General features: G+C 40.5%; 24 protein-coding genes. 11 read left to right on the top strand and 13 right to left on the bottom strand.

Annotated elements, in window-relative coordinates; genetic code table 11:
* Window positions 1-63: 63 nt before the first annotated feature.
* The 4 genes from AC1DVK_RS15135 to argC are packed head-to-tail and all read right to left on the bottom strand — an operon-like array spanning window position 64 to window position 4,284.
* The gene (locus AC1DVK_RS15135; protein ID WP_089363664.1) at window positions 64-1,215 is read right to left on the bottom strand and encodes an acetylornithine transaminase; all 1,152 of its coding nucleotides are present in this window, start codon (window positions 1,213-1,215) and stop codon (window positions 64-66) included.
* Window positions 1,212-1,985 carry an acetylglutamate kinase gene (gene argB, locus AC1DVK_RS15130; protein WP_089363663.1) on the bottom strand — a complete coding sequence of 258 codons (774 nt, stop codon included), beginning with the start codon at window positions 1,983-1,985 and terminating at the stop codon, window positions 1,212-1,214. Before argB ends, AC1DVK_RS15135 begins: the two co-directional genes overlap by 4 nt.
* A 12-nt stretch (window positions 1,986-1,997) precedes the next feature.
* Window positions 1,998-3,230 carry a bifunctional ornithine acetyltransferase/N-acetylglutamate synthase gene (gene argJ / locus AC1DVK_RS15125; protein WP_477626804.1) on the bottom strand — a complete coding sequence of 411 codons (1,233 nt, stop codon included), beginning with the start codon at window positions 3,228-3,230 and terminating at the stop codon, window positions 1,998-2,000.
* 16 nt (window positions 3,231-3,246) lie between these two features.
* Entirely contained in the window at window positions 3,247-4,284 is a 1,038-nt protein-coding gene (gene argC / locus AC1DVK_RS15120) for an N-acetyl-gamma-glutamyl-phosphate reductase (protein WP_061462075.1), read from the bottom strand.
* Window positions 4,285-4,509: 225 nt separating this feature from the next.
* On the opposite strand from argC, the gene AC1DVK_RS15115 reads away from it, so the two are divergent.
* A complete protein-coding gene (locus tag AC1DVK_RS15115; protein WP_477626803.1) occupies window positions 4,510-5,199 on the top strand; it encodes a Crp/Fnr family transcriptional regulator in 690 nt (229 codons plus the stop codon).
* Between the two features lie 292 nt (window positions 5,200-5,491).
* Here the strand turns inward: AC1DVK_RS15115 and moaA are convergent, their stop codons facing one another.
* From moaA to AC1DVK_RS15100, 3 genes are all read right to left on the bottom strand, one after another.
* Window positions 5,492-6,505, bottom strand: coding sequence for a GTP 3',8-cyclase MoaA (moaA, locus tag AC1DVK_RS15110; protein WP_477626802.1), 1,014 nt, complete (start codon window positions 6,503-6,505; stop codon window positions 5,492-5,494).
* Between the two features lie 112 nt (window positions 6,506-6,617).
* Window positions 6,618-6,926 carry a metal-sulfur cluster assembly factor gene (locus AC1DVK_RS15105; RefSeq protein ID WP_089363659.1) on the bottom strand — a complete coding sequence of 103 codons (309 nt, stop codon included), beginning with the start codon at window positions 6,924-6,926 and terminating at the stop codon, window positions 6,618-6,620.
* 106 nt (window positions 6,927-7,032) lie between these two features.
* The gene (locus AC1DVK_RS15100; RefSeq protein ID WP_089363658.1) at window positions 7,033-7,821 is read right to left on the bottom strand and encodes a prolyl oligopeptidase family serine peptidase; all 789 of its coding nucleotides are present in this window, start codon (window positions 7,819-7,821) and stop codon (window positions 7,033-7,035) included.
* Window positions 7,822-8,060: 239 nt separating this feature from the next.
* On the opposite strand from AC1DVK_RS15100, the gene AC1DVK_RS15095 reads away from it, so the two are divergent.
* The 3 genes from AC1DVK_RS15095 (at window position 8,061) to AC1DVK_RS15085 (ending at window position 9,324) form a co-directional block, all read left to right on the top strand.
* The gene (locus AC1DVK_RS15095; protein ID WP_089363688.1) at window positions 8,061-8,876 is read left to right on the top strand and encodes a Cof-type HAD-IIB family hydrolase; all 816 of its coding nucleotides are present in this window, start codon (window positions 8,061-8,063) and stop codon (window positions 8,874-8,876) included.
* 104 nt (window positions 8,877-8,980) lie between these two features.
* The gene (locus AC1DVK_RS15090; RefSeq protein WP_164468789.1) at window positions 8,981-9,133 is read left to right on the top strand and encodes a hypothetical protein; all 153 of its coding nucleotides are present in this window, start codon (window positions 8,981-8,983) and stop codon (window positions 9,131-9,133) included.
* Complete coding sequence (locus AC1DVK_RS15085; protein ID WP_410860711.1) at window positions 9,133-9,324, top strand: DUF3813 domain-containing protein; 192 nt, start codon at window positions 9,133-9,135, stop codon at window positions 9,322-9,324. Before AC1DVK_RS15090 ends, AC1DVK_RS15085 begins: the two co-directional genes overlap by 1 nt.
* Before the next feature lie 251 nt (window positions 9,325-9,575).
* Here AC1DVK_RS15085 and AC1DVK_RS15080 read toward each other — a convergent pair whose 3' ends face one another.
* Window positions 9,576-10,418 (bottom strand): YitT family protein, encoded by an 843-nt coding sequence (locus tag AC1DVK_RS15080; RefSeq protein ID WP_410860710.1) that lies wholly within the window; start codon window positions 10,416-10,418, stop codon window positions 9,576-9,578.
* A gap of 157 nt (window positions 10,419-10,575) precedes the next feature.
* Here AC1DVK_RS15080 and AC1DVK_RS15075 point away from each other — a divergent pair, with 157 nt between their 5' ends.
* From AC1DVK_RS15075 to AC1DVK_RS15055, 5 genes are all read left to right on the top strand, one after another.
* Window positions 10,576-11,442, top strand: a complete 867-nt coding sequence (locus AC1DVK_RS15075) for a DegV family protein (RefSeq protein WP_477626801.1) — start codon at window positions 10,576-10,578, stop codon at window positions 11,440-11,442.
* 69 nt (window positions 11,443-11,511) lie between these two features.
* Window positions 11,512-11,643 (top strand): DUF3941 domain-containing protein, encoded by a 132-nt coding sequence (locus tag AC1DVK_RS15070; protein ID WP_089363655.1) that lies wholly within the window; start codon window positions 11,512-11,514, stop codon window positions 11,641-11,643.
* Window positions 11,644-11,767: 124 nt separating this feature from the next.
* Window positions 11,768-12,259 carry a YajQ family cyclic di-GMP-binding protein gene (locus AC1DVK_RS15065; RefSeq protein WP_410860708.1) on the top strand — a complete coding sequence of 164 codons (492 nt, stop codon included), beginning with the start codon at window positions 11,768-11,770 and terminating at the stop codon, window positions 12,257-12,259.
* A gap of 246 nt (window positions 12,260-12,505) precedes the next feature.
* Window positions 12,506-13,381 (top strand): SDR family oxidoreductase, encoded by an 876-nt coding sequence (locus tag AC1DVK_RS15060; protein WP_477626800.1) that lies wholly within the window; start codon window positions 12,506-12,508, stop codon window positions 13,379-13,381.
* Between the two features lie 126 nt (window positions 13,382-13,507).
* On the top strand, window positions 13,508-14,296 hold the full coding sequence (locus tag AC1DVK_RS15055; protein WP_477626799.1) for an MBL fold metallo-hydrolase: 789 nt from the start codon (window positions 13,508-13,510) through the stop codon (window positions 14,294-14,296).
* A 305-nt stretch (window positions 14,297-14,601) separates the two neighbouring features.
* On the opposite strand, the gene AC1DVK_RS15050 is transcribed toward AC1DVK_RS15055, so the two are convergent.
* The 4 genes from AC1DVK_RS15050 to AC1DVK_RS15035 form a co-directional block, all read right to left on the bottom strand.
* The gene (locus tag AC1DVK_RS15050) at window positions 14,602-15,645 is read right to left on the bottom strand and encodes a LacI family DNA-binding transcriptional regulator (RefSeq protein ID WP_410860706.1); all 1,044 of its coding nucleotides are present in this window, start codon (window positions 15,643-15,645) and stop codon (window positions 14,602-14,604) included.
* A 329-nt stretch (window positions 15,646-15,974) separates the two neighbouring features.
* Window positions 15,975-17,624, bottom strand: coding sequence for a glycoside hydrolase family 13 protein (locus tag AC1DVK_RS15045; protein ID WP_477626798.1), 1,650 nt, complete (start codon window positions 17,622-17,624; stop codon window positions 15,975-15,977).
* 78 nt (window positions 17,625-17,702) lie between these two features.
* The gene (locus tag AC1DVK_RS15040) at window positions 17,703-19,238 is read right to left on the bottom strand and encodes an alpha-amylase family glycosyl hydrolase (RefSeq protein WP_410860704.1); all 1,536 of its coding nucleotides are present in this window, start codon (window positions 19,236-19,238) and stop codon (window positions 17,703-17,705) included.
* Between the two features lie 150 nt (window positions 19,239-19,388).
* A complete protein-coding gene (locus AC1DVK_RS15035; protein ID WP_477626797.1) occupies window positions 19,389-20,636 on the bottom strand; it encodes an extracellular solute-binding protein in 1,248 nt (415 codons plus the stop codon).
* 370 nt (window positions 20,637-21,006) lie between these two features.
* On the opposite strand from AC1DVK_RS15035, the gene AC1DVK_RS15030 reads away from it, so the two are divergent.
* Window positions 21,007-22,761, top strand: coding sequence for an alpha-glycosidase (locus tag AC1DVK_RS15030; protein ID WP_410860703.1), 1,755 nt, complete (start codon window positions 21,007-21,009; stop codon window positions 22,759-22,761).
* 42 nt (window positions 22,762-22,803) lie between these two features.
* Here AC1DVK_RS15030 and asnB read toward each other — a convergent pair whose 3' ends face one another.
* On the bottom strand, window positions 22,804-24,651 hold the full coding sequence (gene asnB, locus AC1DVK_RS15025; protein WP_477626796.1) for an asparagine synthase (glutamine-hydrolyzing): 1,848 nt from the start codon (window positions 24,649-24,651) through the stop codon (window positions 22,804-22,806).
* A gap of 320 nt (window positions 24,652-24,971) precedes the next feature.
* Between asnB and AC1DVK_RS15020 the strand changes: the two genes are divergently transcribed.
* A complete protein-coding gene (locus tag AC1DVK_RS15020) occupies window positions 24,972-25,538 on the top strand; it encodes a DUF2777 domain-containing protein (protein WP_089363648.1) in 567 nt (188 codons plus the stop codon).
* Window positions 25,539-25,576: the final 38 nt, after the last annotated feature.

Genomic DNA, 25,576 nt, shown 5'->3' with positions numbered 1-25,576 from the left:
TGCTGTATATTTATATATAGAATAGCATAATTATTCATTTTGTTCTATAAAAATTCATTAAATTTAAATAGTTTGTTTTATTGCCAATATTTTTTTAATTTTACTTATCGCCATATCGATTTCCGATTCAGTAACTGTCAGAGATGGGAGTAAACGAAGCACTTTAGGACCTGCACTCAACACAAGTAAGCCCTCTTCTTGAAGTTCCATTAAAAACCCCTGAACATCCTGTTTGCATTCAATCCCGACCATCAACCCCAGTCCGCGAATCTCTTTAACTTCTTCCGATTCCTTTAACGCTTTTGCCAATTCACTCTCAAGGTATTCAGCCTTTTTCACGGTCTCTTTTAAAAACCCTGATTGGAAAATTTCCTTTAAAACGGATTCTGCTGCTGCAACACTAATGGGATTACCTCCAAATGTGGATCCATGACTTCCAGGGTTAAAGAAATCCGACAGCCTTTCCTTTCCAATCATCGCACCGATTGGCAGGCCATTTCCCAGCCCCTTTGCTGAAGTGATGATGTCGGGTTGGATATTAAAATGCTGGAATGCAAATGGTTTCCCTGTACGTCCTATCCCAGTCTGAATTTCATCAATGATAAGAAGAGCTCCGTGTTCTTGGCATTGAGTTTGAATCGCATCCAGATAGGATTGCTGTACAACATGGATGCCGCCCTCACCTTGAACTATTTCAATCATTACAGCCGCCGTATTTTCATCTATGGCTGCTGTCATGGCATCATTATCATTAAATGGAACATACTCGAATGAAGCTAGCATCGGTCCGAAACCAGTCTTTATTTTTTCCTGTCCCGTTGCTGCCATCGTTGCAAACGTACGGCCGTGGAAAGACTGCAAACATGTGACGATTTTGCTTTTCCCAGTAGCTTTACGCGCTAGTTTGATAGCTGCCTCATTCGCTTCGGCTCCACTGTTAGCAAAAAATACCTGGCTTAAACCGGAGGCATCTGCCAGCATTTGTGCTGTCCGTTCCTGTATGGAACTTTGAAACATGTTCGATACGTGCCAATATTTATTAAGCTGTTTGGTGACTGCCATTTTTACCAACTCGTGGCAATGACCAAGATTCAAAACCCCGATTCCGGATGTGAAATCCAGATACTCTTTACCTGTTGTACTCGTAATCTTCATTCCTGACGCTTTTCTAGGCTCAATGTTCCACCTTGCATATGTTGGAAATAAAGAACTCATTGAAATACCCCTTCTTCCTGAAGAAATTTCGTACCGATGAATTGTCCGCCTTGATAAAAATGATCTTTTCCACTAACGATCATCACTTCTTCAACCCCTTTATTCAGCACCGATAACGCAGTATTGACTTTCGGAATCATTCCTCCATGGATACTTCCATCCTTTATCAAATCCTTCGTTTCCGTTTCAGTCAATTCCTCAATGATCTGTTCATTCTTTAAGACCCCTTTAACATCGGTCACAAATAAACACATGTCTGCAGATAGCGCCTTCGCTACAGACCCAGCGGCCATATCAGCATTCACATTTAATTTAGTACCTTCTTCGGTAGTTGAAATTGGCGTCAATACGGGACAATAACCATTTTCGAATAATATCCCAAGTAATTCAGTATTGACTTTTTGTATCTCGCCTACAGCTCCAAGTTTTTGTTCATCGATATACTCACCTGTGAGAATCCCGCCGTCAGAACCACTTAAACCGACAGCCTTAATTCCGTGTGCTTCCAATTTATGAACGAGACTGCGGTTAGATTTGCCTGCCAGCATAAGTTCCACAATTCCCATCACTTCAGAGGTCGTTTTTCTTAAACCATTTTCAAAGACTGGTTCAATTTCATATTTTTCAAGCATCGAATTTATATCAGGGCCGCCTCCATGAACAAAGACAATTTGGTAGCCACGGTTTTGTAACTCTATAACACTATTGAAAAACGACTCCGATAACTCATTGATGATACTGCCGCCGCACTTTATGACTAATATGTTCATTATTTTCCCCCCTTACGAACGATAGCTTCCGTTTATTTTTACATAATCATAGGTTAAATCGCAGCCCCATGCCGTTCCGGATTCATTGCCATCTTTCAAATAAACATGAATGATGATACTTTCATTTTCCAAATATGCTTTGGCTTCTTCCTCAGAAAACAGTACTGGCTCACCATCTTTAAGTACGACAATATCACCAAAAACAATCGTCGTTTGATCCGGATTGAATCCCACTCCGCTTCTTCCCATCGCCGCAATGATTCGTCCCCAGTTTGCATCCGCGCCAAAAGCTGCCGTTTTCACTAGATTTGATCCAACGATCGTCTTCGCCATCATTTGTGAATCTTGCTTCGTAGGCATGCCATGAACATTCACTTCTATCAGTTTTGTGGCACCTTCTCCGTCTTTCGCAATTTGTTTTGCTAAATTTTCGGATGTTTGTTTTAATAATTCCAAGAAGACAGACCATTCTGGATGGTTAGCTGTCAAAGGTTCATTTTTCGCTTCCCCATTCGCAAGCACTAACACCATGTCGTTCGTTGAACAGTCACCGTCAACCGTAATTTGATTGAATGTATCGTTGGTTATGGAAGATAGTGCTTGCTGTAAATCATTCGGTTCGATGACGGCATCCGTTGTAATGAAACCGAGCATTGTTGCCATGTTTGGATGAATCATTCCCGAACCCTTCGCTGCTCCGCCCATTTTCACGGTTTTACCGTCTATAATTGTTACATAACCACAGCTCTTCGTTACAATATCCGTTGTTAAAATGGCGGTACCAAAATCATCGGCAGCTTCAGGTGAATTTTCTGGCTGCAATGACTCTATCCCTTTTCTAACTTTTTCCATTTCCATGAATTCCCCTATTACTCCGGTAGAAGCCACTGCAAATGAATGATCCTCCATACCGAACTTTTGAGCCGCAAGCTTCCTCATTTCATATGCATCTTTTAGACCCTGTACTCCTGTACAAGCATTCGCACAAGCACTATTCACTACAATGCCGTGAAGTTTTCCAGAAGCGGCAATGCTATCTTTCGTTACATTGATTGGAGCGGCTTGAACAACGTTTTGTGTATAAACCGCGGCGGCCGACGCTGGAACATCGGTAAAAATGATGCCAACATCCTTTTTGGAGTAGCGCAATCCTGCATGGACACCTGACGCTTTGAATCCTTGAGGCATTAAAATGTTTCCTTCTTGAATTTGTTTAATTTCTTCAACTGGCTGTAGTGTATTCATTATTTCCCTCCAAAGTTTATGGATATAGCGGACTGTTCCATAGTCCTGCCGTTTCTTCTAGTCCCATTAATATATTTGCATTTTGAATGGCCTGCCCTGCAGCACCCTTCACTAAATTATCAATAACCGAAACTACCGTTACCCTACCTGTTCTTTCATCATATGCGACACCAATGTCGCAAAAGTTCGATCCATATACCTGTTTCGTGGATGGGAAGCGATCGAGCGGCTGTACCCGGACAAAAGGATGGTTCTCGTATACTGTTTCGTATAAATCCTTTAATTCAACATTTGAGGTTTCCCGATTTACCTTTATATACATCGTTGCCATAATACCTCTTGTCATTGGTACCAGATGGGTATTAAAGGTAATAGGTTGTAAATCAGCTGACCATCGTCCAAGCTGTTGTTCGATTTCCGGTATATGTTGATGTTGATTTACCTTATATATCTTAAAGTTCTCATTCATTTCACTATAATGTGTAACGGCCGAAAGTGATTTACCCGCCCCTGAAACCCCGGATTTTGCATCGATGATCACTTCTGCAGCTGCTCCGGCCAATCCTTCTGTGAATAGGGGGGCAAGGCCTAAAAGTGATGCGGTTGGGTAGCACCCTGGATTTGCAACAATCGCCGCTTGCCTTATCGCTTCAGCATTCCATTCAGCCAAACCGTATACGGCTTCTTCAATAATATGCTGTGGCGCGGCTGTTTTTTTATACCAGTGTTCATATTCACCTGGGGTTTGAAGCCTCAGGTCTCCTGATAGGTCGATTACTTTAATGTCAAGGTCCGAAAATTCCGAAATCAATTGTGAGGAAACACCAGAAGGAGTTGCAAGAAATACAATATCGGATTTTTTTGCAATCGCCTCCGGATCAATTTCTTCTAATTTATCTTTCATATGCATTAAATGTGCATTTTCTTCATATAAATTTCGACCAAATTGGGATGAAGTATGCAAAGATTTTATCTTGAATTGCGGATGATTATTCAAAAACCTTATTAGTTCCACTCCTCCATAACCCGTTGCACCTACTATTGATACGTTCATAAAACCATCTCCTATATTTCAAGTACCTGTCATTCTTTGATTATACTATTATATGACTGAATAAAAATAAAATCAAATGTATTTTTATAAATTTCTAAACTTAACTTCCAAATGAAAAATTACCCATTTAAACTTCTATAATTATCCAAAGTTGTTGACTACTAGTGTTTTTTCCGTTTAAATCAAAGGTAGTGTAATAACGGTATTTGAAAGGTGGTCATACACATGAATGGTTTTTCGTTATCTAATCGGCTGCATGCAATTTTAGATAAGAGACAGCAAATTAAACATTTGGAAAAAGGGTGCTTCCTTTTTCAGGAAAGCACCCCAGCAAGTGATTTGTATTATATTTTGAAAGGCAAAGTAGAATTGAGTAAGGTTGTTCCCGACGGCCGGGAATTAACTATACGAATTTGTTCGGAGAATGATTTGGTTGGGGAAACAGTCCTTTTTTCTCCAAATCCTAAATATATGGTGAATGCAAAAATGTTGGAAGATGGAACTGTTGCGGTTATTTCCAAAGAGGCATTAGAGGGGAAAATCGCCTCCGATAGCCAGCTTGCAGTTGAAATGATGACATGGTTATCCGCTCAAAACCGTAAAAACCAGGCTAAATTCCGCGATATGCTCCTGCACGGTAAGAAAGGTGCATTATACTCCACCCTCATCCGTTTATCAAATAGCCATGGAACTGAAGTTGAAGGCGGTAAAGTTATCAATCTTCCATTTACAAATCAAGAACTCGCCAATTTTTGCGGCACATCCCGCGAGGTAGTCAATCGGATGCTCGCTCAATTAAGGAAAAATAATGTCATCTCCATTAAAAAGGGCCGCATTACGATTCTTGACTTAGACTATTTGAAACAGGAAATCGATTGTGAAAACTGTCCAATAGAAAACTGTACCATCGATTAAATCCTCCCATAATAAGCAGCGAAATACATAATGCCTTACGATCATAAAATGATCGGATTAATTTTCAGGCTCATTCATCCCTAGGACCATTGAATTATTTTCATTATTATGGGATTCGAATAAAATAATTTCACAATCATCTAAAAATGCATAAAATAAGCATAAAAATCCTTTTAAGCAATTTGGCAAGCATCAGTTGCTCTTATCGACTATACATATTAAATGAAGGGATGGCATAGTGCCATCCCTTCATTTTTTTTCATTCATTCAGACGGAAGTCCTTATTGTTTTGTTACCCTCCAATGAATGACATTTCGATTTTTGCATGTTTCTTCAATGTCCCGGCTTCACGCTCATCTGAATAGCGGTCGTCCCTATGGTTCCAAAGCGATATGATGAATCCAGTCAATTCTTCATCTGTCATGTCGGAACGGATTAATGACTTCAAGTCTTGCCCCTTTCCATTGAACAGGCATGTATATAAACTTCCATTAGCTGAAAGGCGTGCACGTGTACAACTGGAACAAAAAGACTCTGATACGGATGTTATGAAGCCCACTTCTGCAGTAGTGCCCTTATAACGAAAGCGTTTTGCCACTTCTCCGAAATAATCTTCTTCAACCGGTTCAAGCTCGAATTCGGTTTGGAGCATCTCGAGGAGTTCTTTTTTCGTAATGACATTCTTCAGCTGCCAGCCATTTGTATGTCCGACATCCATGAATTCAATATAGCGTAATTGGACGTCCTCTTCTTTACAAAAACGGGCCATCGGCAGGATTTGAGATTCATTGGCTTCTTTTTTCACTACCATATTCACTTTAACGCCAAGCCCTGCTTCTTTGGCAGCAGCTATGCCTTCAATAACCGGCTTTATCCCGATATCTCTGCCGTTCATCTTCTTAAAAAGTTCATCATCGAGGCTGTCTAAACTGATATTCACCCTCTTTAAACCAGCTGCCTTCAAATTCGCGGCATGTTTTTTCAGGAACACACCATTCGTGGTCAATCCTATATCTTCAATACCTTCAATTTTAATGAGCTCTGAAATCAGTGTGGCAAGATCTCTCCGGAGTAATGGTTCCCCGCCTGTCAATCTTAGTTTTTTCACTCCTAAGCTTGCAAATATCTTTGAAAGCCTTACAATTTCCTCATAAGATAAAAGCTCACTTTTAGGCTGGAACTGAAAATTCTCATGAAAAATTTCAGCTGGCATGCAATACTGACAGCGAAAGTTACACCGATCTATGACTGAAATTCTTAAATCCCTTAGTGGCCTGTCCAATGAATCTTTTATATGACTGTTCAATTAACCACTCCTAGCCATAAGTATTAGAAAAAAACCAGACCATAAAAAGTGGCTCCATTGAATGGATTCACTGTTTTTTGACTGGCTTTATATTTCTATTACAACATGGTCATTATTTGATTCCTAATGCAATTTTAGCATACCTGGACATCATGTCTTTCGACCATGGCGGACTCCAGACGATCTTCACATCCGTTTCCTTGACTTCTGGAATATCTTCCAGAACCAATTTCACTTGATCGACAATCGTCCCAGCAAGCGGACAGCCCATTGAAGTCAATGTCATCGATACTGTAGTCAGACCTTCCTCATCCATATCCACGTCATATACCAAACCTAAATTCACGATATCTATACCAAGCTCAGGGTCAATGACCTGCTCCAAAGCCCCCAAAATAATGTCTTTTGTATCTTGATCCACTTCAATCACTCCTTTATGGAAAATTTCTTCCGTTTTAGATAGTCGTTGTCCATTTGGACCTTAACCTATCTCCGTATTAGAATCATAACAGATTTTGAATGAGCACTTAAGCTTTTTGCACTGTTGGCAGTAAATATTTCGCGAACCAGTCTGCAGTCATAAGCACGCCTTCTCTACTGACCCTATGTCCTGCCTTAGGGTCGAGGATAAAATCAATTCTTTCATTTGCATCATTATACCCTGCTTTGACCCCTTCATAAAAGTGATATGCATGTTGATAAGGCACAACTGGATCCTTAGCTCCATGCCAAAAAAGAAGCGGGCGGTTGGAAAGCTTATTTTGATTAAGACTCAAATCAAATGGCTTGAGCTGTTCAATCACTTTGGCTACTTCCTCATCAGTAGCGGGGAAATTAACTTTCCTTTTCTTAATCTCCTCCATTTGGAGCTCTGCATACGCGACATATGATGGGTTCCCCATTAAACTTACTCCGGCGGATATCCATTCATAAGCAGCCAGAGCCCCATTCGTAACTATTCCCCCCATGGAGGTACCCGCTACACCAATTCTGTCAGGATCAATTAATTTTCTGGATAATAAATCATCCTTCATCAAAGATATATCCTGGATGGTTTGTAAAACCATTTCCCAAAACCGGGGCATCATTTGAGAATCACTCAAACCAGCTCCCCTTTTCCCATGATGAATTACATCGGGAAGAAGAACACGAAACCCCTTCTCAGCCAATAAATAAGCATAGTGAAGATTGTGTTCCTTTGCACTTTGATAACCATGTATAAAAATAATAAGCGGCAATTCCTGATGGAAAGTGGTTTGCTCACTTAAGTGTAATACAGGAATATGTCCAATTTGCTCATTTTCAATTATTATCAATTTAACCCCTCCGGATGCTTTGTTACGATCTTTACCTAAAAGAAGTTTCACTACCTTCTCAAAAAGGCATAGGTTTCCTCATTCCATTCCTTTAAACCTATACTTCGCTTTAAGTATTATAATCCTGCATATTAATATCATACAGGAATGCATAAAGAATGAAAAAGATTTACATTTACTTTAAAATAGCCTTAACAATATTCGCATATAATGAAATAAAAAGAACAGAAGGTGTTTACATGACTGAGAAACATTTAATCGTCTTGGATCTTGATGGTACTTTACTTACAGATAAAAAAACAATTTCTCCAAGGACTAAACAAACACTACTGAAACTAAAAAAAGATGGGCATGAAGTTATGATCGCCACCGGTCGTCCCTTTCGCTCAAGTGAACTTTATTACCGGGAATTGGGATTGACTACACCCATCGTTAATTTCAATGGCGCTTTCGTCCATCACCCATTGCTGACAAGCTGGGGGGTATATCACTCCCCATTGGATATAAATGTTGCGAAAGAGATTGTTGAAGCGTGCGATCATTTTCAATATCACAACATCATCGCCGAAGTCCGTGATGACGTTTATGTCCATTATCATGATGAAAAGTTGATGGACATGTTCAATGTAGGAAACCCCAACATGAAGACGGGTGACTTGCGCAATTTCCTTCAGGATTCCCCAACTTCGATGCTAATTCATACAGATAGTGAATTTGTAGGCCAGATTCGCCAGCATTTATCCGATGTCCATGCAGAATTGGTCGACCATCGCCGCTGGGCAGAGCCTTTTCATATCATCGAAATCATTAAGAGCGGGTTAAGTAAAGCCGTGGGTCTAAAACGGGTATCCAACTATCTGGAAATTCCTCAAAACAGGATAATCGCTTTCGGTGATGAAGATAATGATTTGGAAATGCTCGATTACGCGGGAACCGGGGTTGCTATGGGGAATGCAATCTCACCAGTAAAAACGGTAGCAAATACAACTACATTGACGAATGAAGAAGATGGCATAGCCGTCTTCCTCGAAGAAAAATTCAATATAAAACCGTAAAACGACATTTTTTACCTTCATAATATCTCTCTTACAAGTTCAAACTAATATGGACAGCAGCTTCCTTCTGTTGTCGACAACGCTCAGAATCGGAGGAGATAAGTATGGGTAAAAGCAGTAAATCTAAACGATTTGTACAGCAGGGCAAAGAAAGTGTTGCCAGGCATGCCGAAAAAATCCCTTATCACACTACGTTTGAAGAAGCTGAAAAAGACAGGTTGAGAATTATGTCTGAACAAAGCTATGGTGGCTTCTAATGGGAAACAAATTATTCCAGAAAGCTAGAGAATTTGTTGAAGAAGCTCTCCACTCTGAGCATGATGGTGACCAGCATAAGACTGAGGATGTCGCTAGAAACGCTCTTTCATCGGCCTTTGCCAATACGACCGAGGCCGAAAAAGAACAACTGCGAGAACTCCAGGATGAACTGGAAAACCACTCGAAATAAAGTGAAAGCCTCCAGGATTCCTGGAGGCTTTCATTATGTTAAACATGAATTGTTATTTTGTTCCTTTTCGCCTTTTTGTCCAATTTCCCCGCCTTTACGCCCTTCTTCTTGTCTCCCATTTTTTCTTCGTTAGCCATAAGGTTTAATTTGGCGCTTCAATATAAGATTTAGCCGATTTGTACACGCAATAAACTTAAAACGCCGAAAACTTTCCTTTTGTAAAAGTGGTGTAATGGCCTTAATTGTTAATTTCATTCCCTGCGGAAGGTACCAACGATGCCTGAAGTTTCCATTATGTTTGTGAAAGCGTGTGGATCCACTTCCTTGATGATCTTTTCAAGGTCATAAAGTTCATACCTTGTAATGACAATCAATAACATTTCCTTATTTTCGTTAGTAAACGCCCCTTTTGCCGGAATCCTTGTAATTCCACGGACTAACTGCGCGTGGATTGCCTGTTTAAGTTCTTCGCTTTTCTTTGTAATGATCATCGCTGTAAGCTTTTCATGACGAGTATGTATCGCGTCCACAACACGGGTCGATGTGTAAAGGGTAACGAGTGTATACAAAGCTTTTTCAGGTCCATAAACAGCGCCTGCCGTAACAATGATCACGCCATTCAGCAGAAATAAATAAGTACCTACAGGTTTATCTTTCTTCCGTGATAGAAGCATGGCGATAATGTCCATTCCGCCAGTCGATGCACCGTACTTCAAGGTGATTCCCACACCTACTGCAGCTATGACTCCGCCAAACACCGCATTCAATAATATGTCAGGTGACCAGCGAGTAATCGGAATGACTTCCATAAAAAAGGACATCAAGACAACGCTGAGAAAACTATAAAAGGTAAAGGACTTCCCAACTTTTCGCCAAGCAATGATCGTTACTGGAACGTTCAATAAAAGCAATAGAATGCCTGTCGATACATCAAAAGGTGCAAAAGAACCTATCATCCTCGATAGTAGCTGAGCCACTCCTGTAAAGCCGCTTGCATATACGTTTGCCGGTATTAGAAAAAAGTTCATCGCGATAGCATTTAGTAATGCTCCGACCACAACTATGATAATTTTCTTCATTTCACCACTGTACATCCTAAAAAACCTCCATTTCACCCTTATCCTATTATCTTTTTACCCTTAATTATTTATTCTATTTACGTAGAGATTGAATTTTTACCGTTACGTGCTACACTAAAAAGTAGAGTGGTCACTCATTTTCTAAAAATTGTAAAAAGAAAGCAGGTGTATTATGGCTATCACAATTCTTGCAGATAGTGCATGTGATTTGCCATTGTCTTTCTATAAGGAAAACAATGTATCATTAATCCCTTTACAAGTCCATCTTGATGGGAGAAATTATGAAGATTTACTTACTATTAATTCTCACGAAGTCTATCAGGCAATGATTGAGGGAAAAGCCCCGAAAACATCGCAAGCTTCTCCAGAATACTTTATAGAACTCTTCACACAATTTGCTAAGGAGAAAAAACAAGGAATATATATAGCCTTTTCCTCTGAGCTATCTGGTACTTATCAAACGGCAGTGATGATTCTTAATCAGGTGAAGGAAGAATACCCTGACCTTGACATAGAAATCGTCAATACCAAATGCGCCTCGATGGGAGTCGGTTTAATTGTAAAGAAAGCAGCCGACCTAGCAGCAAACGGTGCCTCTAAAGAAGAAATCCTAGCTGACATCGAATTACGCACCAGACATATGGAGCATCTTTTCACTGTAGATAATCTTGAATATTTGGCGCGTGGCGGTCGCATCTCCAAGACCTCTGCCCTTGTAGGCGGTTTATTAAACATTAAACCGTTATTGCACGTTGAAGACGGAAAGCTTGTTACGCTTGAAAAGATACGCGGCAAAAAGAAATTGATTAAACGTGTAATCGAATTAATGCATGAAAGAGGCAAAAATTTAACAACCCAAACGATTGCCATCAGTCATGGTGATGATGAAGCAACGGCCTTGGAATGGAAGGAAGCCATTCAAAATGAATTCGGGACAACCGATTTCATGATCCATACAATTGGCTCCGTCATCGGTGCACATGCCGGTCCTGGTACAATTGCCCTCTTCTTCTTAAACGATACCCCTGAGAAATCATAAACATACATACTCCCTTCCATTATTGTGAACAATATATATTGATCATGATAATGGAAGGGAGTTTTCACTTTGTCAAAAACAACTGATAACAATAAAAGGCCAAAAGATAACCAAGCGATAAATGCTGAAAAAAATAGCGCATTTCAGGAAAACCTCACTGCAGGCAAGCATTCCTATTCGAAGAAAACGGACCATAAATGAAGCTCGGGGCTAGTCCCCTTGCTTTTTTAATAGGCTGTCACCGCTTTATCATATGATTTATATAGTTGTCTTCCCATCACACTTTCTCTATAATAAAGGAAATAAACCCTGCTGGAGGTAAGTGATGGCAAAGGAAAATTCATTTGATATTGTTTCGAAAGTAGACTTTTCAGAGGTAACGAATGCAGTTACCATGGCTATGAAGGAAATAAAGACCCGCTATGATTTTAAAGGGAGCATAAGCAGTATCACCATTGAAAAAGAAGACCTGGTTTTAGTGTCAGACGATGAATATAAGCTTGACCAGTTGAAGGATGTCCTCATTGGTAAACTCATTAAACGTGACGTACCGATCAAGAATCTGGACTATGGTAAGCTAGAAGGTGCTTCTGGTGGTACTGTCCGTCAACGGGCCAAGTTAATTCAAGGCATCGATAAGGAACAAGCAAAAAAGATCAATACCATCATTAAAAATAGCGGTCTTAAAGTGAAAAGCCAAATCCAGGATGATCAAATCCGGGTTACCGGCAAGAACCGGGATGATCTGCAAGGAATTATTTCCGCGATACGAGGCGCTGAACTGTCCATTGATGTACAATTCTTAAATTACCGGTAGTAATAAGGCCTCACCTGCTCAGGTAGGCCTTTTTTATATGCAGCTGCTGCCTCTATTGTTTGTTGATACCCTCTTTCCCCTCAAATGAATCTCCTTCATAGAACATGGAAAGACTAGTCATGTTCCCCTCGTTAAAACCTTAAATAATATACCCAAGGACAATTTTAACCATTTTTTACATGTTTTGTTTTTCCAAAAAGAAGGAATAGAAATAGTGTAGATAATTAAACAGGAGGCGTTTTAATCTTGACTAGTCAAAACCAAAATCAAAACAAACAAGGATTTCCACCTCAACATCAACAGCATCAGCCTGGTGTGGAAACAAAAATGGAACCAAACCCTGATTCAGTTAAATCTGCCTACAAAGGAAGCGGTAAATTAAAAGGGAAAACCGCAATCATAACAGGAGGAGACAGCGGAATAGGTAAATCTGTTGCCATTTATTACGCTAAAGAAGGAGCAAATGTGACAGTTGCATACTTGGATGAACACGAGGATGCTAAAACGACAAAAGAATTGATCGAAAAAGAAGGACAGAAATGTTTACTCATTTCCGGGGATATCGGTGATGAAGCCTTCTGCCAGGATGTCGTCAATAAAACGGTGGATGAATTCGGCGGTTTGGACATTCTAGTCAACAACGCTGGAGAACAGCATGTGCAGACAAGCATCCTTGACATTTCTGCTGAACAATTGGAAAAAACGTTCCGCACTAACATTTTCTCGTTGTTCCACTTAACAAAAGCTGCATTAAAGCACCTTAATAAAGGAAGCAGTATCATTAATACAACCTCTATCACAGCTTATCAAGGAAACCCAAAACTAATCGATTACTCTTCAACGAAAGGTGCAATTCTAGCATTTACAAGAGCCCTTTCGAACTCCATTTCTAAAGATGGAATCAGAGTGAACGGTGTTGCGCCAGGCCCTATCTGGACACCACTGATTCCTGCCTCATTCGGTGAAGAGGATGTTGCCAAATTCGGTCAGGATACTCCAATGGGTCGCGCAGGGCAGCCTGAGGAATTAGCACCAGCCTATGTATATTTGGCAAGTGATGATTCATCTTATGTCAGCGGACAAGTCATCCATGTAAACGGCGGGACCGTTGTAAATGGATAAGGCCTTAACTTCCTTAGCGACAAAAGCAGTGGACTTCGCAAATTGAAATCCACTGCTTTTACTTTTTTCAAGCAGGATATTTCCAGTTTAAACGGAAATATATGTATGAGAAGGAGTTTGTGCCATTTGAAAGATATTGTAGATCCATGGTTCACCGTTCAGGAATTGGACTCAGAAACGTTCGCAATTAGTGAATATGGTCATTGGGAGAACGTCCACTCCTTTTTACTACTTGGGGAGACCAGGGCTGCGTTAATCGATACAGGGTTAGGCATCGATTCGATTAAGCGAATTACGGACCAGCTTACCGATCTTCCTATTATCGTCCTGACCACACATGTGCATGCGGATCATATTGGCGGTCATGGGGATTTTGATACAATTTATGTTGATGGTGATGATGCCGATTGGCTGATCAATGGCATTAAAGGTTTGTCTTTGGAACAAATAAGAAAAGAAATGGCTCGGGATATCACCATACCCGTCCCGGAATCATTCGACCCTATGACATACAAGCCATTCCAAGGGTACCCTGATAAGCTCTTAACAGATGGGGAAACCATTGATCTTGGGAACCGCAGTTTAGGCATTTATCACACGCCTGGGCATTTACCTGGCCACATTTCTATTTTGGATAATGAAACAGGTTATTTATTTACTGGTGACCTGCTTTATTCAGATAAACCAGTTTATGCATTTTACCCATCGACAAGCCCTGAAGACCTTGTGAATTCGTTAGAAAAAATCGCTAAGCTCCAGGAAGTCTCCAAAATCTATGGCGGACACAACCAGCTCGGCCTCGAACCAAGGATTCTTGAGGTAGTCCTCGAAGCCATTCAATATCTTAAAGATAATAACTTAGTCAGACACGGAACCGGTGTACATACATTCAAAAGTTTCAGCGTGCAATTCTAGCAAAAGGGGTTAGGAGGTAACATTCCGAACCCCTTTTGAAATTCCCTTTGAATTTTGCTCAATATTAAGGAATTGGGTCTATACGAGCCCACTATGTTAGGCCATTTTGGACCTTGCCATGTCCAATTGGCCATCTTCTTTACATTCATGGCAGCGAAAGTGAGGACTGCCCGCAGAAAGCGAGCCCTACGTTCCAATCGACGTTCAAATTGTACAAGCCATAAAAAAACTGTAGACAAACTCGATTTTCATCGAGTTTTGTCTACAGACTGAAAGGGCATTACTTTTACGTAATGCCCTTTCGTTTAATAAGTCAGGGCCATCGCACCTTGCTTGATCGGTCTGCAAGAATGCCTTTCCACGAAATGATGTGGAATGATGGACCCAACAGGAGTATCTCCAGTTTGCAGCATTTGAATGATACCCTTAGCGGCCTGATATCCCAAATCGAAAATATTAATATCTACAGAAGTCAGGGCAGGCAATGATAGTTCAGAGAAAATAACGTTATTGAAGCTTACGATGGACATTTCTTCTGGAGTGCGAACGCCCATCTCGCGAAGTGAATGCACGATGCCAAGTGCCATAAGATCATCACTGACCACCAAAGCAGTTGGCGGTTCATCGATGGCAAGCAATCTTTTTGCAGCTGCTTGTCCACCTTCATGCAAAAAGTCTTCATGCAGGGTATATTCCCTCCTTCGATCGATCCCAGCCCTCTTCAAAGCCCGTTCATATCCTAATAGGCGATCGTGCGTCATCACAAGGGTTACATCGCCTCCGATGAATCCAATCCTTTCATGTCCTAGCTGAATGAGATAATCTGTTGCCTGTTCGGCTGCCAAGACATTATCGTTATCAACATATGTTATCTCCTCGAGAAAATCATAGGGTTTCCCAATGATGACAAAAGGAAAATCCCTTGCCCTCAAATAGGTCAGAATGTGATCGTTCATCCTGGAATACATCAGGATTATTCCATCCACCATCCCCCCCTGCACCATGTTTACGACTCCTTCGTAGATTTCATCTTCGGTTTTTCCCGTGCCTAGCAACAGGGAATAATGGTTTTCCTGAGCTCCCTCACTAAGACCCTGGAGAATCGTTGGAAAAAATGGATTTTGATAATAATCATTTGACGAACTTGGCAGGACCAAGCCAATGATCCTGGTTGATTGATTGGCAAGACTACGTGCAATGAAATTTGGATGGTACCCTAATTTATTCATCGCCTTACGTACCCTTACCTTTGTTTTTTCACTTATTCGAGGATTATTTGCAATCACCCGAGAAACTGTTGAAGGAGCAACATTCGCCAGCTGTGCCACATCTTTTATTGTGATGGCCATGCATTTCCCCTCTCCCCTCTTAGCCTTTATTGACTTCATTCCAAAAAAGGTGAATACCAATAAACACTTCACTAATAGATTTTATAATTATACATTTGTATGTATTCATAATACACTCAGTCCAACAGATATATCCATACTTTTTTTTTCCACTCGTCCATATTTCAGAAAATACTGACTTTTCCGTTTTTTCCACCCCTTTTTTTAAAATTAAAAAGAAGCTGATTTTGGATCAGCTTCTAAAAAAACGACAAGCCTTTTGGAAGGAAAGAAGTCAGACGACTAACCACATAGGGTTTTAAGGTAATATACAAGAAGTCATTTAAAGGTCAATAACGATAAATCCTCGTTTCATATGGCCGTAAATCAATAACGGACCCTTCAGGACAATCATCATAATTAGCTAGTAATAGTTCCAACTTACCCCAATGGGAAAGGTTGATTTGGTGGTGATTCATACTAAAGTTACATACTACCATCACTGAATTTTCATTCATACTTCTTGTATAAATATAAAGCTCAGGGTGATCTTCCCATAATAATTCATATTCCCCATAAACAAGGACCTGATGTTTTTTTCGAAGTTCAATCATCCTTTTATAAAAATGATAAATGGATGATGGGTCATTCTTCTGCTGTTCTACATTAATGGCGCGATAATTGGAATTAACCCTCATCCAAGGTCTTCCGTGCGTGAACCCACCATTTTCATTTTCATTCCATTGCATCGGGGTTCGTGAATTATCACGGCCGCTATGCCAGATAATGTTCATGATTTCATCATGCGGACGGCCTTTGGAGGTCTCAATCCGGTAAAAGTTTTTCATTCCAACATCATCATAATCATCAATCGAATCAAATTGGACATTCGTCATACCTATTTCCTGACCTTGATAAATAAAAGGTGTCCCTTGCATGAAAAAGTATAGAGCCCCAATCATTTTTGCGCTTTCCAACCAATATTGATGATCATTTCCCCATGTCGATACACTTCTCGGCTGGTCATGGTTTTCAAAAAACAAAGCATTCCAGCCTTTGTTTTTCATCACTTTTTGCCATTTGGTCATTGTGCGTTTTAACCCCTGAACATCAACATCGTGATTCTGTCCCCTATTCCAAAGTCCAAGATGTTCAAATTGAAATATCATATTGAATTTCCCATTCAATTCCCCAACCCAATCTTCAGCCTGCTCAATCCTGACGCCATTGGCCTCACCGACCGTCATGATATCATACTTAGAGAAAGTCTCTTCTTTCAACTCCTGAAGGTAATCCAGAATCCCATCCTGATTGGTGTGCATTTCAAACGCAGGTACATACTGATGCCAATAAGGATTGGGCATATCCGGCAAGCCCTCACGCTTATGAATATGAGTGATAGCATCAATCCGGAAGCCATCAATTCCCTTGTCGAGCCACCAATTTACCATTTCATACAATGCATGTCGTACATCAGTATTTTTCCAGTTTAAATCTGGCTGTTTTTCGGCAAATAAATGTAAATAGTATTGATTGGTCCTTTCATCGAACTTCCAGGCACTTCCGGAAAAGATACTTTCCCAATTATTAGGCTCCCTTCCGTCCTGACCATCCCTCCAAATATACCAATCCCGTTTAGGATTATCGCGGGACGAACGTGACTCGACGAACCATGGGTGCTCATCACTTGTATGGTTCAAAACAAGATCGAGTATCACCTTCATCCCACGTGCGTGAACATCTTTCAATAACAGTTCGATATCTTCGATTGAACCGAACTCATCGGATACGGCCTGATAATCACTAATATCATAGCCATTATCAGCATTGGGGGACTTGTAAAATGGACAAATCCAAATAACATCTATCCCTAATTCCTGCAGATAATCGAGCTTTGAAATCAATCCTTTTATATCTCCGACGCCATCACCATTACTATCCATGAAACTGCGCGGGTAAATTTGATAGCAAACCGCTTCTTTCCACCAGGTCTTATTCATGCTGTACCCTCCCGATCCTGTTTTCCACAAAGCCTTAGGGACAATGTTTGGCAGCTACCGACATCGAGAGGTATATGATTATTTTGGTTGGTTCCGTTTTGAACGCTTAATAACCAAAGCAATGAATATACCAAAAATGAGAAGAACCAATCCTATAACTAACAGGTAAGGAATATTAATAATCGACTTAGGTGAAAGTGTGTAGACTTCCGTCGTCTCCCTGTCGATTACGATAGAGTAGCTGTTGTCCTTACTGCGGACCAGATCCCCATTCAGCATACCTCTCAACTCTTTATTCTTTTCAAGTTCCTTTTCAGTAAGGTTTATCGTTTGAGTTTCAGTCGTATTGTTCATGGCGACGACAATCGTTTCATCATCATACACACGCTTGAAAACCGAAGCTCCACCTTTTTCATATAAAAGCTCCAAATCCCCTTTTATCAATGCTGGGTACATGTCTCTGAGATCGGAAAGCTTTGTTATATATTCGACCAATTCCTGTTCTGTCTTAAAATTCATCAATTTATGATTATCCGGGGCACTATCGCCATTTAAGGCTATTTCCGATCCATAAAATACGATTGGCACTCCTGGCACCGTATAGAGATATGACAGAGCCATTTTCCATCTGGTACCTGGATTTTCGTTATGATCGGCTGCATCCTTAGTAAATCGGGGCATTCCCTGAGTGTCCATGAACAATGCCTGAGGAGCATTTCCCCCAAATTCATCTTCACTTTTCGCAAATGCATTAAAAACAGGTTTAAATTCTTTATCGGGTGCAGCAAATGCTTTCCGTAGCTCGACATTTTGCGGATAAGCCATAAAAGCATCGATACCCGTCTGCTTGTAGCTTGAAATCAAATCGGCATCACCTTGTACATCTCCTATTGTATAGAAGTTTGATTTTTCAGATTTGACTGCATCCACAAATTCCTTCCAAAAATCTTTTGCTACGTATTGGACTTTATTTAAACGGTATCCATCAATATCGGTTTCCGTAATCCACCATTTGGCCGCATCAAGTAAATATTTCCGCGTTTCATCATTGTCTTGATTCAAATCCGGAAGACCATCAACCCATCCTGTTTCCAAATCATCCTGATTTCCGTCCTTGGAAATCTTTTTTTCTTCATGGAACCAACCTTGTTTTTCAGGGTCTGTCAGCCATGATGATTCAGGACCCACATTATTAGCTTGAAAATCAATGATCACCTTCATATCGCGTTTATGTGCCTCATTCACGAGTTTTTTAAACTCTTTAATTGTCCCATAGTGTTTATCCGTTTTATAAAAATCGGTCACCCAATCACCATGATAACCATTTTCATCATTAGCGAAAATCGGTGAAAGGATGATAGCGGTAAAACCCATATCTTTTAAATAATTCAGTTTCTTCGTGACACCTTCAAAATCCCCACCATTAAACGCAGAAGGGTCATTGACATTCGCGTCTCCATTATTTTGTATATTACCATCGAAAAATCGGTCGACTAATAATGAATATACGATTTCATCCTTCCAAGTTCGTTGTTCTTTTTCAGCTGCTCCTACTGGAATGGCGTAAAAAAGAAGCAACGGAATTAAAGCGAGTGATAACACTCTTTTTCTCATATCCGCTCTCCTCCTAGCTATCTCTTTACGCCTTTAAGATTAGCCTTTTGCCCCCTTAACGTCAAATCCAAATTATAAAAAACTTTACACTAAAGGGACAAATTGGAGCTACTGGTTACGCTTAATGAATGGAATAAGCAGAACACGATTTTAACGTTCTTTTTTTATCGTCTTCACAGCTTTATCCAAAGCCCTTTTTGGTTTTGCTTTTTCAGTGGATATATCTTCCATGGCAGAATTCATCGGTCCCCATACCTTATTCATTTCCGGAATATTCGGCACAGGTTCAGCGTATTGTATTTGTATGCTTAAGGCTTGTGCCCTTTTATCTTCATTGATTGCTGGGTTTTGTTTGATTGCCTTATTTGGGGGGATTTCCCCTGTTTTTTCATAACGCTGGATTGCATTATCATCGTTTGTCAAATATTCCACTAACTTCGTAGACCAGTAAGGATGTTTAGTGAATGCTGTTACATGCCAGCCTTTGATTTCCATGAACGTTTTCATTGGCTGACCATTTGGCAATTTTGGCAAAGGGGCAATTCCTGTATCCTTTCTCTTGGAAAATGAGTTACCGTCACTCATGAAAGAAGCCAAATTCCCTTGATCAAATAACTTCCCGATCGCAGCCTCGTCGCCTTTTGGAATCAGATCCGCTTTATACCATTTTTGGATGTACCGAGCCCCTTTTATTGCACTCTTATTATTCAAACCAATGTCCGAAGGGTCCAGATTTCCATCCTTATCTCTAAATACATAACCTCCCATTCCAGCCATCACTCCATACGCATCATGGAAATCATTCCATTTGGCATAGTAACCATACACTTTCCCTTTTCTTGATTTCTTCGCCATTTTATATAGGTCATCCATCGTTTCAGGAGCTTTAGCCATCAATTTTTTATTATAAATGAAAACGGAAGTGTTCACGGATTTCGGCAATCCAAATACCTTATCCTGATACATTTCCCCCCTGATTGAAGATTCAATGAAGGCATTTATTACTTCTTCATTCACCTTCACTTCCTGAATTAGGCCTTCCTTCACGATACGCCCGACTTTGTCATGGGAAAAAGTAACAACATCCGGGGCTTTTCCGTTTCCGATTGGCCCATCACGACGAAGCCGGTGATACATCTCGGTAGCTATTTCCAGCTCTTTATGCTCAACTTTGATTCCATATTCTTTTTCAAATGCCTCAATTACTGGCTTTAGGGCCTCGGCTTTACCTTTTTCCTCCCAAATGATCAATTTTTTCGGCTTCGCTTCATTACTGGCTTCTTCGTTTTTCTTATTTTCTTTCACTACTTTATTTTCCAAATCTGAACTGGATCCACAAGCACTTACAATAACGATCAAGAACATGGACATGAAAAAATGAAAAATCAGCTTCTTCATTTTTATTCTCCTTTTTAAAATGTTTATTTTATCATGTCCAAAAGCACCAAATAATACTGTTTTTCAGTTCAGCCAATCAAACAAAGTTCCTAAATGAAAGCGGCACCAAACCTATTGTTATCATTATATGAACAGCTTTGGTTTTTACAACATTTTCCTCGACGTATTTATTTCCTTGTAGTGATGAACACTTTTTGTTATTTTTTAGTTAATAAGTGCTTCTTTCAATTAAACTTGGGTATATGACCATATTGAAAAAAACACTTAAACCCGGCTAATTATAACTACATAGAGCCCTCCCTCATAAACAGCCTGAAGTTCCCTTTTTCAATTCACTTCCTCAAATACTTATAGAATTGGAGTGTTTTCAATGGAATTTTCATCCATACACCATAGACCTAATGACAATTATAGCTATCCCATCAACACGGAAACCCTACATATCCGCCTGCGTACGAAAAAACAAGATATCTCCTCAGCCGGATTGATTTTTGGGGATCCATACATTTCAGATAATGATGGTCAATGGCAGTACGAAGAACTTCCCATGAGTTTATCAGGCAGCGATAACCGTTATGATTATTGGCATATTTATGTGAAGCCCCCCTACAGAAGAATTCGATATGGGTTCAAGGTATCCTCAGAAGATGAAAGTGCCATTTACACGGAAAAGGGTTTCTTTAAAGAACCCCCCAGAGATCCTGGGAGCTATTTCGCGATTCCTTATCTACATCAAAATGAAATATTCGGAGCACCAGAATGGGTCAAAGATACGATTTGGTATCAAATTTTCCCTGAACGATTCGCGAACGGAAACCCAGACAATGATCCGGAAGGTGTGATACCTTGGGGAAGTGAAGAACCGGCTGTGGATAATTTTTTTGGCGGGGACTTCGAAGGAATCATTGAACATTTGGATTACTTAGAGAAGCTCGGCATCAACGGAATTTATTTCACGCCAATCTTCCATGCCTACTCCAATCATAAATACGATACGATTGATTATCGGAGTATCGATCCGCAATTCGGAACGAAGGAAACATTGAAAACACTAATAACCGAATGCCACAAACGGAATATCCGGGTCATGCTGGATGCCGTTTTTAACCATAGCGGCTACTATTTCCCCCCTTTTCAGGATTTACTCGAAAAAGGGGAGAAATCAAAATATAAGGATTGGTTCCACCCACACAGCTTTCCTCTTAAAGGAGGGGAAAGGCCAAATTATGAAACATTCGGTTTTTTTGAATCGATGCCAAAATTGAATACTGCGAATCCTGAGGTGAAAGAATATCTGCTCGAGGTCTCGGCTTATTGGATCAAGGAGTTCGATATAGACGCCTGGAGGCTCGATGTGGCAAATGAAGTCGATCAGCCATTCTGGCGTGAATTTCGAACAACGGTGAAAAATATAAAGCCTGACCTTTATATTCTTGGGGAAATTTGGCATGACTCGATGCCATGGCTTCGCGGCGATCAGTTCGATGCGGTCATGAATTACCCGTTTACCAACCAAGTTTTTCGCTTGGTCGCTTCACAAACCATCAATGCACGCGAGTTCACAGAAGAAATGACAGCCATCTATCACAGTTATCCTACCAATGTTTTTGACGTGACATTCAATCTTCTTGGAAGCCATGATACACCGCGGATTTTCACGGATTGCGGGGAAGATCTAGCTCGAACCAAGCTCATCCACGCAATCCTTTTGACATTCAATGGCAGCCCTTGTATATACTATGGAGATGAAATAGGCTTAACCGGAGGCATGGATCCGGGGTGCCGAAAATGCATGGTCTGGGAAGAAGAAAAACAAAATACCGAGCTTTTCAATGAAATTAAGACATTGATCCTCTTGCGAAAAGAAGAACGATTACTTGCCAATGACGGAAAGTTCAAATTCCTTGATACAGCCGGAAATGAAAATATTGTGGCATACCAAAAGTATAATGGAGAACGTTCTGTCCTGATCCTCATCAATCCGACGGATGTCCAGCAATCCTTTACCCTACCTTTTGATTTGAAAGGACGTACACTAACCGATTTAAGAACAAAAGAAACCACACAGGAAAGTAAAATTGAATTGGGCGGTTATCAATATAAAATTCTCGCATTCAATCATTGAGACAATGAAAACGGGGCAATGAAAATCATCCGCCCCGTTTTTTCAATCGATTATTTGGATATCATATTCTTTGAACCATACATGGGTTTGTGCTAAGTGAGCGAGCAACTGTGGACCTGACATCAATTGCCCGAACCATGGCACTTTAAAAGCGGCACCTTTGGAATCTACTATATCCGTGAGCTTCTGTTTATCAAAGAACTCATGCAGGACCGAATTTTTATCCTTCAGCAAGTCCTTCAACAACGCCTGCACACGGTCTGTATATATAGGGTTATGGGTTTTTGGGTATGGACTTTTTTTGCGATACAATACCTCATCGGGTAAAAGCCCCTCCAACGCTTTCCTCAGAATACCCTTTTCACGGTTGCCTTCCATTTTCATTTCCCAAGGAATGTTCCATGCATATTCAACAAGGCGATGATCGGCAAATGGGACGCGGACCTCTAGACTGGCCCCCATACTCATCCGGTCCTTCCGGTCAAGAAGCGTCGTCATGAACCATAATAAATTCACATAGAAAAGCTCTCTCCGCTTTGCTGCCACACCATTTTCCCCTTCCAATTTGGGCGTTTCGGCAAGGGTGGTAAAATAGGCTTCCTGCGCATATTCCTCAAGCTTCAATTTCTCACGCCATCCCGATTTCAATAAAGACACCCGCTCATCGGTCGATCTCATCCAAGGGAATCCGGCACGATTCAAATCATCCTCACGATGAAACCAAGGATAACCGCCAAAAATTTCGTCCGCACACTCGCCAGACAGGCCTACGACAAAATCCTGCTTGATTTCCTTACAAAACCAAAGTAAAGAAGAATCGACATCCGCCATGCCTGGAAGGTCCCTTACAAGGACAGCCTCTGTTAAATAATCCGTTAACTGCTCTTGAGTGATGATCGATGAATGGTGAACCGTGTTAAAGGTTTCAGACATCTTATTAATCCAATGCCCATCAGAGTTAGGCTGAAAATCATTTGCCTTAAAATAGCGTTCATTATCTTCATAATCAATGGAATACGTATGAAGCTGGCCTTTCCCTTCTTTTTGATAGACGTTTGCTGCAATGGCTGTTATGGCGCTTGAGTCAAGCCCTCCTGACAAGAAAGTACAAAGTGGAACATCAGATACCAGTTGCCGCGTCACTGCGTCCTCGACAAGGAAGCGGACCTTCTCGGCCGTTTCATCAAGGGTATCTCGATGTTCTTCGCTTTTCACATTCCAATATCTCCAAATCCGGAGGCCTTTCCTTGATAAGGTAAGCGCATGGGCAGGCCTTAGCTCCTGGATATTATGAAATACTCCTGAACCTGGCTTTCTGGATGGACCAACACCAAAAACTTCAGATAGTCCACTGCGGTCGATCTCCGTTTTAACATCGGGATGGGCTAGAATCGCCTTCAATTCCGATCCAAAAATGAACCCGCCGTCCCTTTCCGCGTAAAAGAATGGTTTTACCCCCATCCGATCTCTTCCAACGAATAATTTCTGTTCCTTTTCATCCCAAATCCCAAACGCAAAAATCCCATTGAACAAGTCAATGCATTTTTCTTTCCATTCTATATAAGAAGTTAGTAAAACTTCTGTATCAGAATGACCGTTAAAGGAATATCCTTTTAATAATAGCTGTTTACGAATATCCTCGGTGTTATATAGCTCTCCGTTATAACAAAGCGTATACCTGCCGTTTTCGTGATATTTCGTCATCGGCTGTTTTCCGCCTTCCGCATCGACAACCGTTAACCGTTTATGACCAAAGGCAACATGGGCTTCGCACCAAACATTTTCCTCGTCTGGCCCCCGCTTTGCCAACGTTTTTGTCATGTTTTCCAGTGTTTTCGTTTTTGTCCGTAAATCTTTTTGAAAATGCACCCAGCCTGTTATCCCACACATTTTAAATTTCATCCTTTCTATCCGGACTATCAAAAAAATATTGGCTCCCTGTCTTAAAAAGATTTACAGTTCCATATTTGTAAATTCGAAGACCATTGCAAAGAAGATTTAAGTATCGATCAGCATCATTCCGTAAGACCCCCTGCCACAACGCCCGACGTTGTTAATGAATTGTTGAGCAAAGTATCCCGTGTTTAAACATAGCCTATGCAAAGACGGAAAGATGGTTATTTGTCCATAATATTTTAAAATATACAGTTATATTTTCATTGGATTTTGACTAAAAAGTAGGTGAGGATTCCACTATTGGAGGTATATGTATGAGTCAGCAACAACGAATCAAGTTAATGAACAGGCAAACAAGAGGCTTTACCGAAGGAACAGTGGAAAATATCAATCAACAATGGATTTTTTTCGATGATGAAACTGATGAGGCGTGCTCCATTGAAGACCACGTTGATAGCATCATTGAAGTGTACAGGGGTGGGCGCTGGCGGCAAGGAGTTATTGAAGAAGAGGGAAAAATCCTGCTTCACCGGGAAATCACCTTCTTAAGGGAAAATGAGCCCATTCGGATTCGCAAAAAACTGCTCTACTCTTTTGAACGTTTATTGGAAGAATTGAACGACGATTCCTTTTTCCAATTTGTAACGACCTTGAATTCACTTGATTTTTCTATTTATGATTGTATATATAGCTATAATCAGCTCACTTTTTTAAGGGCAGTCCCTAACCAGTCCGGCGTGAATTTCTTCACCTTTGATAACGAGAGCCAAATATGTCTCGTTCAGCACCATTTTTCTTATGGTAAAAAAGATCACGATCGTTTTGAATTCACACTTAACACTGGAAAAAGGATCGTCATTGAGAAAGTGAATTCACAATAACTTGTAAAAAAACGGGTAAATGAGATTTCCTCATTTAC

The sequence above is a fragment of the Peribacillus sp. P4_B1 genome (assembly GCF_056402395.1).
This window is presented reverse-complemented; position numbering and strand designations above follow the sequence as displayed.

Coding starts and splice junctions, on each gene's coding strand:
- AC1DVK_RS15135 (WP_089363664.1), bottom strand. CDS start 1,215: ATGAGTTCTTTATTTCCAACATATGCAAGGTGGAACATTGAGCCTAGA.
- argB (WP_089363663.1), bottom strand. CDS start 1,985: ATGAACATATTAGTCATAAAGTGCGGCGGCAGTATCATCAATGAGTTA.
- argJ (WP_477626804.1), bottom strand. CDS start 3,230: ATGAATACACTACAGCCAGTTGAAGAAATTAAACAAATTCAAGAAGGA.
- argC (WP_061462075.1), bottom strand. CDS start 4,284: ATGAACGTATCAATAGTAGGTGCAACGGGTTATGGAGGAGTGGAACTA.
- AC1DVK_RS15115 (WP_477626803.1), top strand. CDS start 4,510: ATGAATGGTTTTTCGTTATCTAATCGGCTGCATGCAATTTTAGATAAG.
- AC1DVK_RS15095 (WP_089363688.1), top strand. CDS start 8,061: ATGACTGAGAAACATTTAATCGTCTTGGATCTTGATGGTACTTTACTT.
- AC1DVK_RS15090 (WP_164468789.1), top strand. CDS start 8,981: ATGGGTAAAAGCAGTAAATCTAAACGATTTGTACAGCAGGGCAAAGAA.
- AC1DVK_RS15085 (WP_410860711.1), top strand. CDS start 9,133: ATGGGAAACAAATTATTCCAGAAAGCTAGAGAATTTGTTGAAGAAGCT.
- AC1DVK_RS15080 (WP_410860710.1), bottom strand. CDS start 10,418: ATGTACAGTGGTGAAATGAAGAAAATTATCATAGTTGTGGTCGGAGCA.
- AC1DVK_RS15075 (WP_477626801.1), top strand. CDS start 10,576: ATGGCTATCACAATTCTTGCAGATAGTGCATGTGATTTGCCATTGTCT.
- AC1DVK_RS15065 (WP_410860708.1), top strand. CDS start 11,768: ATGGCAAAGGAAAATTCATTTGATATTGTTTCGAAAGTAGACTTTTCA.
- AC1DVK_RS15050 (WP_410860706.1), bottom strand. CDS start 15,645: ATGGCCATCACAATAAAAGATGTGGCACAGCTGGCGAATGTTGCTCCT.
- AC1DVK_RS15045 (WP_477626798.1), bottom strand. CDS start 17,624: ATGAATAAGACCTGGTGGAAAGAAGCGGTTTGCTATCAAATTTACCCG.
- AC1DVK_RS15040 (WP_410860704.1), bottom strand. CDS start 19,238: ATGAGAAAAAGAGTGTTATCACTCGCTTTAATTCCGTTGCTTCTTTTT.
- AC1DVK_RS15035 (WP_477626797.1), bottom strand. CDS start 20,636: ATGAAGAAGCTGATTTTTCATTTTTTCATGTCCATGTTCTTGATCGTT.
- AC1DVK_RS15030 (WP_410860703.1), top strand. CDS start 21,007: ATGGAATTTTCATCCATACACCATAGACCTAATGACAATTATAGCTAT.
- asnB (WP_477626796.1), bottom strand. CDS start 24,651: ATGTGTGGGATAACAGGCTGGGTGCATTTTCAAAAAGATTTACGGACA.
- AC1DVK_RS15020 (WP_089363648.1), top strand. CDS start 24,972: ATGAGTCAGCAACAACGAATCAAGTTAATGAACAGGCAAACAAGAGGC.